This window comes from Pontimonas sp. (genome assembly GCF_031581085.1).
Lineage (GTDB): Bacteria > Actinomycetota > Actinomycetes > Actinomycetales > Microbacteriaceae > Pontimonas.
In genome coordinates this window covers 15,415-28,613 of the sequence record NZ_JAVLBO010000009.1, presented here as the reverse complement: position 1 = coordinate 28,613, position 13,199 = coordinate 15,415, and the positions used below count along the sequence as shown (strand labels likewise).

General features: G+C 61.6%; 12 protein-coding genes and 1 pseudogene. 10 read left to right on the top strand and 3 right to left on the bottom strand.

From position 1 onward, the window contains the following. The first annotated feature begins 2 nt into the window (after positions 1-2). Both RI518_RS04015 and RI518_RS04010 read left to right on the top strand, forming a co-directional pair. On the top strand, positions 3-1,595 hold the full coding sequence (locus tag RI518_RS04015; RefSeq protein ID WP_310689418.1) for a DNA polymerase Y family protein: 1,593 nt from the start codon (positions 3-5) through the stop codon (positions 1,593-1,595). Continuing rightward, entirely contained in the window at positions 1,595-5,020 is a 3,426-nt protein-coding gene (locus RI518_RS04010; protein ID WP_310689416.1) for an error-prone DNA polymerase, read from the top strand. Before RI518_RS04015 ends, RI518_RS04010 begins: the two co-directional genes overlap by 1 nt. A 48-nt stretch (positions 5,021-5,068) precedes the next feature. On the opposite strand, the gene RI518_RS04005 is transcribed toward RI518_RS04010, so the two are convergent. Next, a complete protein-coding gene (locus RI518_RS04005; protein WP_310671012.1) occupies positions 5,069-5,797 on the bottom strand; it encodes an RNA methyltransferase in 729 nt (242 codons plus the stop codon). Positions 5,798-5,996: 199 nt separating this feature from the next. Here RI518_RS04005 and RI518_RS04000 point away from each other — a divergent pair, with 199 nt between their 5' ends. The 5 genes from RI518_RS04000 (at position 5,997) to RI518_RS03980 (ending at position 10,488) form a co-directional block, all read left to right on the top strand. Beyond that, positions 5,997-6,863 (top strand): Sir2 family NAD-dependent protein deacetylase, encoded by an 867-nt coding sequence (locus RI518_RS04000; protein WP_310671013.1) that lies wholly within the window; start codon positions 5,997-5,999, stop codon positions 6,861-6,863. Between the two features lie 35 nt (positions 6,864-6,898). Further along, positions 6,899-7,531, top strand: a complete 633-nt coding sequence (locus tag RI518_RS03995; RefSeq protein ID WP_310671130.1) for a histidine phosphatase family protein — start codon at positions 6,899-6,901, stop codon at positions 7,529-7,531. After that, positions 7,531-7,992, top strand: a complete 462-nt coding sequence (locus tag RI518_RS03990) for a YbaK/EbsC family protein (RefSeq protein ID WP_310671014.1) — start codon at positions 7,531-7,533, stop codon at positions 7,990-7,992. The genes RI518_RS03995 and RI518_RS03990 overlap by 1 nt, the downstream gene beginning before the upstream one ends. 61 nt (positions 7,993-8,053) lie before the next feature. After that, positions 8,054-9,754, top strand: coding sequence for a maltose alpha-D-glucosyltransferase (treS, locus tag RI518_RS03985; protein ID WP_310689415.1), 1,701 nt, complete (start codon positions 8,054-8,056; stop codon positions 9,752-9,754). 35 nt (positions 9,755-9,789) lie between these two features. Further along, the gene (locus tag RI518_RS03980) at positions 9,790-10,488 is read left to right on the top strand and encodes an exonuclease domain-containing protein (protein WP_310689414.1); all 699 of its coding nucleotides are present in this window, start codon (positions 9,790-9,792) and stop codon (positions 10,486-10,488) included. A gap of 100 nt (positions 10,489-10,588) precedes the next feature. On the opposite strand, the gene RI518_RS03975 is transcribed toward RI518_RS03980, so the two are convergent. Continuing rightward, positions 10,589-10,840: a type B 50S ribosomal protein L31 gene (locus RI518_RS03975; protein WP_310671017.1), complete on the bottom strand. Its 252-nt coding sequence runs from the start codon at positions 10,838-10,840 to the stop codon at positions 10,589-10,591. On the opposite strand from RI518_RS03975, the gene RI518_RS08050 reads away from it, so the two are divergent. Next, positions 10,827-10,919, top strand: coding sequence for a hypothetical protein (locus RI518_RS08050; protein ID WP_397428116.1), 93 nt, complete (start codon positions 10,827-10,829; stop codon positions 10,917-10,919). The genes RI518_RS03975 and RI518_RS08050 overlap by 14 nt on opposite strands. Here the strand turns inward: RI518_RS08050 and RI518_RS03970 are convergent. Then, complete coding sequence (locus tag RI518_RS03970; protein WP_310671018.1) at positions 10,880-11,671, bottom strand: ATP-binding cassette domain-containing protein; 792 nt, start codon at positions 11,669-11,671, stop codon at positions 10,880-10,882. The two genes, RI518_RS08050 and RI518_RS03970, sit on opposite strands and share 40 nt — an antisense overlap. A gap of 62 nt (positions 11,672-11,733) precedes the next feature. Between RI518_RS03970 and glgC the strand changes: the two genes are divergently transcribed. Both glgC and RI518_RS03960 read left to right on the top strand, forming a co-directional pair. After that, positions 11,734-12,972, top strand: coding sequence for a glucose-1-phosphate adenylyltransferase (glgC, locus tag RI518_RS03965; protein ID WP_310671019.1), 1,239 nt, complete (start codon positions 11,734-11,736; stop codon positions 12,970-12,972). Further along, positions 12,969-13,199, top strand: a pseudogene (locus tag RI518_RS03960) (hypothetical protein); the annotation flags it as partial. The gene glgC and the pseudogene RI518_RS03960, both read left to right, overlap by 4 nt.

Here is a 13,199-nt window from a genome sequence, read left to right as displayed (position 1 = left end):
AGGTGAGTCCCGCACGCGTCACGGTGCTCTATGTCCCGGACTGGCCGATTGTGGCGGCCCGAGCCGATGAGAGCTGGCAATTAGACGACAATCACCCCGTCGCCATTAGCGCACACGGGGTCATCGCCCACTGCTCCCCGGAGGCCCGCGCACAGGGCGTCTTTGTGGGTCAACGTGTGCGTGACGCCCAAGTTGGCTGCCCCCAACTTGCTGTACTGGCATCGCAACCAGAGCGAGAGTGGCGACTGTGGAATCAGGTGCTCTCTGGGCTTCACGACACGGTTGCTCAAGTCTTTGTCATTGAACCCGGCGTGATCGCGATGAAGTCCTCGGGGCTTGCTCGCTATTACGGATCAGAACAGCGCGCGGGGACCCAACTGCTCCGCGGACTGGAGGCAGAAACCAGTCGAGTGTCTGCGCGCGTCGCCACTGCCGACACTCTTTTTGCCGCCACCGTGGCGACACGCTACGCCGCCACCGACAGCGCACCGGTCTGTGCCGTTGACCCGGGTGGTGATGCCGATTTTCTTGGCCCACTACCGCTGTCTGTTCTCGATAGTCCTCGACTTGTGAGCACACTCACACAACTGGGCTTCACGCAGTTGGCTGATTTTGCTGCGCTAGATCCCCTCCACGTTCAGGAGCGTTTTGGTCTGGAGGCAGCACTGCTGCACTCTTGCGCCCGGGGAGTTGACCCCCGCACCACCTCCCCCAGCGACATTCCCGCCAGTACCGATCGCCGCTGGAGAGGTGACACCCCGCTGGCACGCTCGGACGCCCTGAGTTTTGCGCTGCGAAGCACCGTGGAGGACTTCCTCCGCGGATTGGTGGCCTCTCACGTGGTGTGTACCAACGTCTCGATCACCCTGGTCGACGACCGGGGTGCAACCCACTCCCAGGTGTGGTCACACCCACGGTTTTTTGATGCGGCTGATCTGGTCAACCGGGTGCGCTGGCAGTGGGAATCCATCGCGCGGGAAAGTCCTGAGGAGTATCAGGAAGGCGGTATCCAGGAAGTCACTTTTCAGGCACGCTCCCCAGAGCGTCTCTTTGGCCACGAACCAGGGTTGTGGGGCGGCGGTGACACGGATGCCCGCGTCGAACACGCCATCGCGCAGGTTCAATCACGGCTCGGACACCAGTCGGTCGGCCACGCCGTCCTCCACCCCGGCCACAGTTTCGAAGAACGCGAACAGATCATCGCCTGGGGAACGACCGATTCTGGCGATTACTACACCACCGAGAGCGGCCAGGAGCGCCCCGAAGCCTTTGTGGCAGAACTGCCCAAACCCCTACCGGCCACAGTGTTTCAACCGCCGCAGCCCGTGGCCCTGCACAACCAGTGGGGTGACCCACTCAGCCTTGACGCTGAAGGCTCAACACTCGGTGGACTGCCCAGCCAAATGCTCTCGGGGGGCAATATGCGCCAGGTGGTGGCTTGGGCGGGCCCGTGGCCTGTACTGGAGCGCTGGTGGGACCCTGCCCACTCACGCTGTCGCTACCGACTGCAACTGCTCGATCAGCAGGGTGTGGGCTGGCTGGTCAGCCAGGAACAACCCGGTGGTCACTGGCAGATCGAGGCGAGGTACGACTGATGCAGTGGAATAATCCCCCGCTGCCCTGGTCGGAGTACGAGCAGTTACTGCGGGAAGCCACCCGACCGGGCAGTTCACCTCCACTGGGTGCGGGACCCGGTGATTCGCCGGCCTGGTCGAATCACCGGGCGGCTTACCAGCCACCCGAACAAGAAAACCCACCGGATGAAGAGTGGGTGGACTACGCCGAGCTCCACGTGCACAGCAGTTTCAGTTTTCTTGACGGGGTCTCCTCCCCCGAAAATCTGGTCGCTGAAGCGGCCAGGCTGCGCCTGTCTGCAGTGGGCATTACCGACCACGATGGCTTATACGGCATCGTGCGCTTTGCCGAGGCCGCCCAGGCACACCAGATACCCACGGTGTTTGGTGCTGAGCTGTCTCTTGCCCCGCGCGCGCAGCGCACCGACTGGGCCGACCCGCCAGGACCCCACCTTTTGGTGCTCGCTCGTGGCCCCGAGGGCTACCACCGGCTGGCCTCTGCGTTGACCCACTCCCATTTGGCCTCCGGGGAAAAAGGGGAAGCAGATTATGACCTCGATCAACTCGCCGATCAGGCAGCAGACGATTGGGTGATCCTCACCGGCTGCCGAAAAGGTCTCGTGCGCAGCCCACTGCAGGGCTCTAGCGCCCCCTCGACCGGTCAAATCGACGCGGCGGCGGCGGCATTGGATGAGTTGGTGGAGCGGTTTGGTTCAGATTCTGTCGTCGTTGAGTTATTTGACTTTCAACAACCCCTCGATTCGCTACACAACGACATCCTCTACGAGCTGGCACGACAGCGAGGGTTGCGCACTATTGCCAGCGGGGTGGTTCACTACGCCACCATCCGCGAACACCGCCTCGCCCAGGCGATGGCCGCGGTGCGCTCGAGACGCTCACTCGATCAGATGCGCGCCCACTTACCCCCCGCCCCCACCGGCTATCTGCGCTCCGGGGCCCAACAACTGGCCCGATTTAACCGCTACCCCGGAGTTGTGGAAGCAGCGGGCCAACTGGGTCGTGAACTGGCTTTTTCACTGAAAAAAGTGGCCCCCAAACTCCCCCTCTCGATGGTCCCCGATGAACACAGCTCGGATAGTTACCTTCGCCAGCTCGTCACCGAAGCCATCCCGAGACGCTACCCGGACGCCGACGATGCGGTCATTGGCCGAGTGCACCGAGAGCTCGACGTAATTGAATCCAAAGGTTTCGCCGGTTACTTCCTCATCGTCCACGACATCGTCCAATGGGCAAGAGCCCGCGGCATCCTCTGTCAGGGGCGCGGCTCGGCCGCAAATTCGGCCGTGTGTTACCTGCTGGATATCACCGCGGTCGATGCCATCCACTACCGCTTACCCTTTGAGCGCTTCCTGTCCAGCCTGCGCGACGAAGAGCCCGATATCGACGTGGACTTTGAATCTCACCGCCGCGAGGAAGTCATCCAATACGTCTACCAGCGCTACGGTCGCCACAACGCGGCACTCGTGGCCACAGTGATCGAATACCGACCCAAAGGTGCCGTGCGCGACATGGCGCGAGCACTGGGCTACAGCCCCGGCCAGCAAGACGCCTTTGCCAAAGAAATCGAGCGTCGAGGCGCGCTCAATGAATCAGACAGCGCCCGATTACCCGAACCCGTGGTGGCGTTAGCCAAAGAGGCCCTCACACTGCCTCGCCATTTGGGAATTCACCCCGGAGGGATGGTGCTCACCGACCGCCCCATCGGTGAAGTCGTCCCCATCGAGCACGCCCGGATGGACCAGCGCACCGTGCTGCAGTGGGATAAGGATGACTGTGAGTGGATGGGGTTGGTCAAGTTTGACCTGCTGGGGTTGGGAATCTTAGAAGCCATCCAACACACCCTCAGCCTGGCCCGAGACGTCGTGGGTGAACAGTGGGAGCTCGCCACCCTGCCTCGGGATGAACCCGCCGTCTACGACATGCTCTGTCGGGCCGATTCGATTGGAATATTCCAAGTCGAATCCCGCGCGCAAATGGCTCTGCTTCCTAGGCTTCAACCGCGGCGGTTTTACGACCTCGCCATTCAAATCGCCATGATTCGACCGGGTCCGATCCAGGGTGGCGCTGTGCACCCTTTTGTGAGCCGTAAAGCGGGATTAGAGGACATAAGCTACCTCCACCCCAAACTGGAAGAGCCACTCGAGCGCACCCTGGGTGTGCCGGTGTTTCAGGAACAAATCATGCAAATGGCGATGGCTATTGGGGGGTGCACGGCAGAAGACGCCGACGTCCTGCGCCGTGCCATGGGGTCAAAACGCGGTCTCGAAAAAATTGAATCAGTGCGCGAGACCCTCTTTGCGGGAATGGCCGAGAACGGTATCTCGGCAGAGAATGCCGAGCGCATCTATCGCATGATCCAAGCATTTGCCGGATTTGGCTTCGCCGAGAGCCACTCGTTGAGCTTTGCCCTGCTGGTGTATTCCAGTTCGTGGTTAAAGCTGCACTACCCCGCCTGTTACCTCACCGGAATGCTGAAGGCGTGGCCGATGGGGTTCTACTCCCCCGCCACCCTGGTCTCCGACGCGGAACGACACGGTGTCGTGGTGCGAAGGCCCTGCGTGCAGCGCTCGGCCGCTACCGCCGAGCTCGAAGCACTCAGTACCGACTCTGCTCCAGGGCCGACCGGCCTAGAGCACTGTCTGGTGTTCGACCAAGAGCCCCCGGGTGAGTTCGACCCACAGGCGAGTGACCAGTCCGGCGCGCATCGACGAGACGGACACTGGGCGGTGCGCACCGGACTGGCCACAATCGACGGCATCGGACACGACACCGCCGAAGCCATTGTGCGCGAGCGGGAAAACCGCGGCCCTTTCGGCGATATCTATGACCTTTCGCGCCGAGTAGGCCTTCGAGAAAAACAGCTTGAAGCACTCTCCGGGGCGGGCGCACTCGATGATTTGGGGATTAACCGGCGGCAAGCACTGTGGCTGTCTGGATCGGCTGCCACGGCACGGCCCGACTATTTAGAGGGCACCCACAGCCACATCGACACCCCCCTGTTTGCCCCAATGAGCGATAGGGAAATCATGAGCGCCGATCGACTCTCCACCGGTATCTCACCCGGCGATCACCCCTTGGCCCACCTGCGCGGCTGGTTACACGATCAGGGGGTGTGTTCCAGTGTGGATTTGCGCAGCCACGACACCACTCGCCGGGTGTGGCTGGCGGGTCTGGTGACCCACCGCCAGCGCCCCGCGACGGCCGGCGGGGTGACCTTTCTCAATCTGGAAGATGAGTGGGGCCTGGTCAACGTGGTGTGTTCACAGGGGCTGTGGAAGCGCTACCGGCTGATTTTGCGACACAGCGGTGCACTAATTGTTCGCGGCACCCTGCAGCGAAGCAGCGAAGGAGTGATGTCCGTCGTGGCCGACGGGGTCTCCCAACTGGCAGTGGGCGCAGCGGTGCGAGCGAGAAACTTTCAGTAGAACAGACCGTGTAGGTCCCACCTCACCGGTCCCACTCACCGGCTTTGCTCAATGCTGTGACTTTGCGCGCCTGAGGGCGTGTAACGCCACGGCTCCCGCTGCTGCCACGTTGAGCGAATCAACACCGTGCGACATCGGGATTCGCGCCACCACGTCACAATCGGCCAGTGCGCGGGAGCTGAGCCCCGGCCCCTCACTCCCCAGAGCCAGGGCCACCTTCTCTGGTGGGTGCACGACATAATCGTCAAAGTCGACGGCTTCTGCGCTCAGGCCCAACCCCAGTACGGTCCAGTCCTGATCGCGACAGGCGGCGATGATCTCTGACCAGTCCGCCCTGGTCCAGGGAACCTGCAACACCGTTCCCATACTCACCCGAACGCTTCGCCGATAGAGCGGGTCTGCGCAGCGCTCTGTGACAATCACCGCGTCTGCACCCATTGCCGCCACGGAGCGAAATAACGCTCCCACATTGGTGTGGTCGACGATGTCTTCGAGAATGACGAGTGTGCGGGCGGTGCTCATAAGCTCTGCGGCGCTCGGCGTGACCGGTCGATTCATGCTCGCCAAGGTCCCGCGGTGCACGTGGAAGCCGGTTAACGACTCCAACCATTCGTCAGAGGCACGCAACACGGGGAGGTCTGTGGGGGCGTCGTGGGCGATGAGCAGCTCTTCTAACTGCGGCAACCATTTGTCACTGGTCAACACCGAGCGCGGCTGATGGCCCGCATCGAGAGCCCGCGCGAGAATCGTCAGCGACTCCGCGATATACAGCCCCATGCGCGGTTCCTGTACACGCCGAAGAGCTGAATCGGTCAGATCGCGGTAGTCGGCGATGAGTGTGGAATCCGCATCGGGTGCGTCGATAACAAACAGCGGACGAGCTCCTCTCAGACAGGCGAAACATGTTTGTAAGATTCACCCGGTAGCTTCCAGGATAAGAACCTAACGCCTGCACTGACGAGTCGACGGAGTATTGATGTCTCTACTCGCCCCGCTTTCACCAGCGGTGGCCCCCACCGGTCACACAATTGACGACGCGGCGGGGGTGTTGGAGGGTCGGAAGTTTTGCATCCTCACCGGAGCGGGAATCAGCACAGATTCCGGCATACCCGACTACCGCGGTGAGGGGGCACCCAAAAACCACCCGATGACATTCACCGAGTTCATGGGCTCAGACGCTCGCCGGCGCCGCTATTGGATGGGCGCCCACTTGGGCTGGATGCGCTTCCACCACGCGCGCCCCAACGAGGGTCACCTCGCTGTGGCCGACCTCGAACAGCGAGGCATTGCATCGGGCGTGGTGACCCAAAACGTCGATGGGCTCCACCACGACGCGGGCTCCCAGCGGGTGGTCGACCTGCACGGTCGTTTGGACAGGGTGCGCTGTATGGACTGTGGCCAGTCGTACGCCCGCAGCGCGATTGAGACTCAGATTTCAACACAGAACCCGGGCTTTAGCGACCTGGTGGACGAGGACATGGTGCGCCCAGACGGCGACGTGGAAGTGGCCGAAGGGATCGATTTTGTCGTGCCCTCCTGCGACCTCTGCCGGGGAATTCTCAAACCCGAGGTGGTCTTCTTCGGCGAATTCGTGCCCGGTTCGGTTTTTCAGCACGCCCAGGCTCTGCTTTCCCAGTCAGACGCCCTCGTCGTTGCAGGATCCTCCCTGGTGGTGAACACGGGGATGAGGCTGGTGACCCAGGCGAACAAGCGCCGTCTGCCGATTGTCGTGATCAATCGTGGCCCAACACGCGCCGACCAGGTCGCGACCATTAGGATAGAGGGCGGAACCTCAGAGTCGCTCAGTGCACTTCGTCATGCCGTGCGCGACTCGCTTGCATAGTCAGACGTTGCGTCTGCTCACAGCTTAGGAGTGTGATGAGCCGTTTTTTCATGGTGCGCCACGGTGAAACCGAGTGGAATCGTATCCACCGCATCCAAGGCTCCAGCGACATCCCGCTCAATGACACCGGGCGCGCCCAAGCGCTGAAAGTAGGCGGGGTCCTCTCCCGGCACCGCTTCGACCTCATTGTGGCCAGCCCGCTCTCCCGCGCGCTCGAAACGGCCACCATTATCGCTCGACGCCTCCAGATGCCCCTGCCGCTGCCACTGCCCGCCCTAGTCGAGCGCCATTACGGTGAGGCGGAAGGGGCCACACGGGCGGACCTCGACGCCCGGTTTCCCGGTGACACGCCGGTGCCTGGCCGCGAAGAGCGTGACGCCGTTCAAAAACGGGTGACCCGCGCACTGGGTGACCTCGCCATCCGGCACCCCCACGCCGACATCATCGTGGTGACCCACGGAGGGGTGATCCGAAGCGTGGTCGATTACGCGGCCCCTGGGCAATACAACGAACCAATCCGCAACTGTTCGGTCCACAGCTTCGCCCATTCCAGCCAAGGGGTGAACCTGATCCAATTCGATGACCCCATGGAGGTCATCGCCCGGACACTCGCCTCCGAAGATTTCGTGGAGCAAAACCCCAGTGAGGCAAGGGATCGGGCGAGTTAATGGCGAAACCAAGTGGACTGGAGCGTTTCCACGCAGCCACCGCGCACCTCGACTTAGAGGTCTCGCACATGGACCAATCCACCCACACGGCGGCCGAAGCGGCCGCAGCGGTGGGCGCACCGGTGGAAGCTATCGTGAAATCCTTGCTCTTCATGGCCGAGGGGGAGCCTGTTCTCGTGTTGGCGTCCGGGCCCAATCGGGTCAATCCAGACCGCCTCGGTGAACAGTTGGGGCGCGTCCTCGAACAGGCCGATGCCCGCGCGGTGAAAGCCCACACCGGCTGGTCGATTGGTGGGGTTCCACCGTTTGGGCACCCTCAGGCGTTAGAGACGCTGATGGACGAAGATTTTTTCCCCCTCGATACGCTCTGGGCGGCCGCCGGCTCCGCACAATCGGTCTTTCCGATCACCCCGCAGCGACTGCAGGAGCTCACGGCGGCGGCGATCGTCCGTGTTGTGTGACCCCCTAGGCTTTTAGGGGCATCGACATCAGCCGCAATCACAACCGTCACGGGAGGAATGGGTGAGTTTTACTGTGCCGTTTGGCCAACCGGGTCTTCAGCACGACCCGCAGTGGTATCGCCGTGCCATCTTCTATGAGGTGATGGTGCGGTCCTTTTCGGATTCCGATGGCGACGGTGTCGGCGACTTTCAGGGGCTCATCCAAAAACTCGACTACCTGGAATGGTTGGGCGTCGACGCCCTGTGGTTACCCCCGTTTTACGCCTCCCCGCTGCTCGATGGTGGCTACGACGTGGCCGACTATCGCGCGGTCTTGCCCGAATACGGCACGCTGGATGATTTTCGTGAACTGGTGACTCAAGCACACCAGCGCAATATGCGAATCGTCACGGACCTGGTCGTCAACCACACGTCCGACCAGCACGAATGGTTCCACAAGTCTCGGACTGAACCCCACGGCCCCTACGGTGACTATTACGTCTGGTCCGATACAGACGACCTGTGGCCGGATATTCGAATCATTTTTAGCGACACCGAAGAATCAAACTGGGCGTTTGATGCCGAACGCCGTCAGTTTTATTTCCACCGGTTCTTCTCCCACCAACCCGACCTGAACTACGGCAACCCCGCGGTCCAAGCCGAAATGTTCGACATTGCCCGCTACTGGCTCGATATGGGAGTCGACGGCTTTCGGCTCGACGCCGTGGCCTACCTTTACGAGTCAGACGACGGTCTGGGTGAATCAGAGCCCGAAACCCATCAGTTTGTTCGCGCGCTTCGCGAAATGCTCGATAACGAGTATCCGGGCAAAGTGCTCATCGCGGAGGCAAACCAGAGGCCACACGAAGTCGCCGAATATTTCGGCACCGCGGAGGCACCAGAGTGCCACATGGCCTTTGATTTCCCGGTCATGCCCCGGGTGTTCTACGCTCTTCGCTCCCAACAGGTCTCTGCGTTGGTCGAAGTCCTCTCCGAAGCCACCGAGATTCCTGACACGGCGGCCTGGGGGGTGTTTTTGCGAAACCACGATGAGTTGAGCCTGGAGATGGTGACCGACGAAGAGCGCCAGGCGCTTTATGGCTGGTACGCCTATGACCCCAGGATGCGGATCAACGTGGGTATTCGGCGCCGGTTAGCGACGCTGCTGGATAACTCCCGCCACGAACTCGAACTCGCCCACGCCCTGCTGCTGTCCCTGCCAGGCTCTCCGTTCTTGTACTACGGCGATGAGATTGCCATGGGAGACAACATTTGGTTGCAGGACCGCGATAGCTCCCGCACGCCCATGCAGTGGACCCCGGATCGAAACGCCGGGTTCTCCACGTCCGATCCGGGCAAGCTGTGCCTACCGGTCATCCAGTCTTTGGGCTACCACTACAGCTCGGTGAACGTGGAAACTGCGCTGGCCCAGTCGCGGTCTTTTCTCCACTTTGTGCGCCAAATTATCCACGTGCGCCGGGCCCACCCGGTCTTGGGCATCGGTGCACTGGAGATGGCCTCGACTCCCAACGAATCGGTGTTGGCTTTCGTGCGCACAATGTCCGAGGACCAATGCCAGCCAGGAGAGCGGCCCCAGGTAATCCTCTGCGTGTTCTCCTTCGCCCACCACCCCACCACGGCGACCATCACTTTAGATCCACGGCACGCGGGGGCCAGGCTTCGAGACGTCTTTGGGGGCACCACGTTCCCCGGTGTCGGAGAAAATGCCCAGGTGACCCTCACGCTCGGCAGTCAGGGTTTTTACTGGCTGCAGGTCGAGTAATTCCCACCCACCTGGACCACACTGACTAGTCTGTAATGATGTCGCACTGGTCGGATCGCCTCGCCGTATTCGACACGGAAACGACGGGGCTTTCCACCCGCGACGACCGCATCGTCACCGCTTTTGTCGGATTGATGGGCCCGGAGGGCAGCCTCAGCGAATCGCACAGTTGGTTGGCCGACCCGGGCATCGTCATCCCCCCAGCGGCCACCGCTGTTCACGGTGTCTCCACCGAACGCGCCCAGCGAGAGGGCGCCCCCGCAGTCGAGGTCGTCACCGAAGTCGTCACACTGCTGCGCGATCTGCAGCAACAAGGCGTTCCCCTGGTCGTGTACAACGCCAGTTACGACCTCTCCCTGTGCTACCGAGAAGCGCTTCGCTACGGCATCGAGCCTCTTTCACAGCCAAAACCCGTCATCGACCCGCTAGTGATTGACCGCGCGCTGGATCCCTATCGCAAAGGCAAACGCACCCTCGACGCCGTCGCCACCCATTACGGGGTGGTGAACCCTGCAGCCCATAACGCCGAGGGGGATGCGCTCACGACGGGTCTGGTCACCCGGGCGTTGGTCGCGCGTTTTCCAGAGCCCATGGCAGATTTGGCCGCCCTGCACGACCATCAGGTCGACTGGGCGCATTCGTGGGCAGAAAACTTTCGCCGGTACCTAGAAAACCAGGGGCGCCCGGCACGCGGCTTGAGCGGCGCCTGGCCGCTGGACGACGGCCTTCACTAGCTCGCACCGCCGACTACCGATGGAGCGTCACACACAGCGGCGCAGAGGCGCGCCACGGTGATGCTCAGCGGTTAGTTGCAGAGAGGGCAGGCAGCCGGGCTTAGGCGCCAAAGCCCTTAAAGCGCTGGTTGAACTTCTCGACGCGACCCGCGGAGTCGAGGATTCGCTGCTTTCCTGTGTAGAACGGGTGCGAGGCGGAGGAAATTTCGACGTCGATCACGGGGTAAGAATTTCCGTCTTCCCACTCGACCGTCTTGTCACTGACTGCCGTCGAGCGAGTCAAGAAGGATTCGCCCGAGGTGAGGTCCCGAAAGACCACCGGGTGATAGTCGGGGTGGATGTCAGCCTTCATTACACATTCCTCACTCGTGGATACCAACCGCCGAGTCTATCAGCTCTTGAGGGCTGCGCGTGCGCTGAATCGACCCTGATGAGACTCGACCACGAGTTGACGCTCGAAGAGCTCGGAGAGGTTCTCGCTGGTGAGGGTTTCATCCAGAGGGCCGCGGTCGAAAAGCTCACCGTCTTTGAGTAATAGCGCGTGGGTAAATGCCGCGGGAATCTCCTCGACGTGGTGAGTGACCATCACCATAGCCGGCGCCTGTTCCCAGGCCGCAAAGCGATCGAGTAACTCGATGACGTCTTCACGTCCGCCCAAATCGAGGCTGCCCGCTGGTTCGTCTAAGAGCAGTAGCTCAGGATCTGTCATCACCGAACGCGCGATCTGGACGCGCTTTTTTTCCCCATCGGAAAGGGTGCCGACGGTCCGTGTCTGCAGGTGGTCCAGGTTCCACTCCCCCAACACCCGCTTGGCCCGGCGGACATCGATGTCGTCGTAGCTTTCGTGCCACCGGCCCGTTACCGCGTGAGCGGCGGTGAGTACGGCATCCAACACCGATTCGTTGGCGGGTATTCTCGCGGCCATCGCACTGGAGGCAAACCCCACTCGAGGGCGTAGTTCAAACACATCCGTCTTGCCGACCACTTCCCCCAATACGGTCAGCTCACCGCTCGTCGGGTGCATCAGCGACGCCAAGAGGGTCAACAGAGTCGTTTTGCCGGCCCCGTTTGGCCCCAGGACTACCCACCGCTCAGAAGAGTCGATGTCCCAATCCACATCGGCGAGCAACGCTTTGTCGTCTCGCACGACACCGAGTGAGCGCATGCTGGCAAGAATGGTCATTACCCCCAGCGTAGTCGACGCGTTTCTCACACCGCGTGCGCACCTGCTCTACGCTTGGGGGTATGGCCGCCCCGAAGGTTTTCGGAATCGTTCTCGCCGGAGGCGAGGGCAAACGCTTGATGCCCCTGACAAAGGACCGCGCAAAACCGTCGGTGCCGTTCGCGGGTCACTACCGCCTCATCGACTTCGCGATTTCCAATTTGATCAACTCCGGGTTACGCCAAATTGTCTGTCTCACCCAGTACAAATCGCACTCCTTGGACCGACACATTTCTCAGACGTGGCGACTCTCGGGCATGTTGAACGCTTACGTGGCCTCTGCACCCGCTCAACAGCGTCTGGGAAAACGCTGGTTTGCCGGTTCAGCCGACGCGATCTACCAGAGCCTGAACCTCATCCGGGACGAAAAACCCGACATCGTGGTCGTTGTCGGCGCTGACCACGTGTATCGAATGGACTTCCAACAGATGATTGACGCCCACCTGGACAACGGTGCCGGTGTCACGGTGGCCGGGATTCGACAACCGCGTGAGCTCGCCAACCAATTTGGTGTGATTCAGACAGACCCGTCGACCAACGGTCAGATCACCCGTTTCTTGGAAAAGCCCGATGATGTCCAGGGATTGGCCGATTCTCCCGACGAGATTCTGGCCTCGATGGGCAACTACGTCTTCGATGCCGCCGTATTGATGCAGGCGGTCATCGAAGATGCCGAATCTGATGATTCCGATCACGACATGGGCGGAGATGTGATCCCCGCCTTCGTTGAACGCGGTGAGGCATACGTCTACGACATGGATCACAACCTCGTTCCCGGCGCCACCGAGCGCGATCGGACCTACTGGCGCGATGTCGGAACAATCGATTCCTTCTACGACTCTCACATCGATCTCATCGCGACCGATCCGGCGTTTAACCTGTTTAACGCCGATTGGCCGATTTACACCCAGCAGTGGAACCTGCCGCCGGCGAAGTTCACCACCGATTCCGAGGGCCGCACGGGTGATATGACCGGTTCGCTGGTGTCCTTGGGTTCGCTGGTCGAAGGCGCCAGAATTCGCGGGAGCGTATTGGGCCAGTCCGTGCGTGTCCACCCCGGGGCGGAAATATCCGACTCGGTTCTCTTCGAGAAAGTCACCATCGGTGAGGATGCGAAAGTACACCGCGCCATCCTCGATAAGGGCGTCACGGTCGCCCCGGGCGCTGACGTGGGCTTTGATCCGGAGCGTGACCGAGCCCGAGGATTCACCGTGACGGCATCGGGAATTACGGTGGTCGCTAAGGGCTTGGTGGTCGCGTGAGTCTCGCCCACACGCCGCTGTTAGTGGTGATGGACGTCGACTCAACACTCTCGAACGAAGAAGGAATCGACGAACTCGCCTGGGCCGCAGGCCCCGATATCGCCGCACAGGTCGCTGCCATCACCACACGGGCAATGGCCGGCGAAATGGACTTTGCCTCCAGTCTGGAGCAGCGCATTGCGACGCTGAAGGGACTACCGGCTAGCGTCATCGAGCACGCCAAAGCG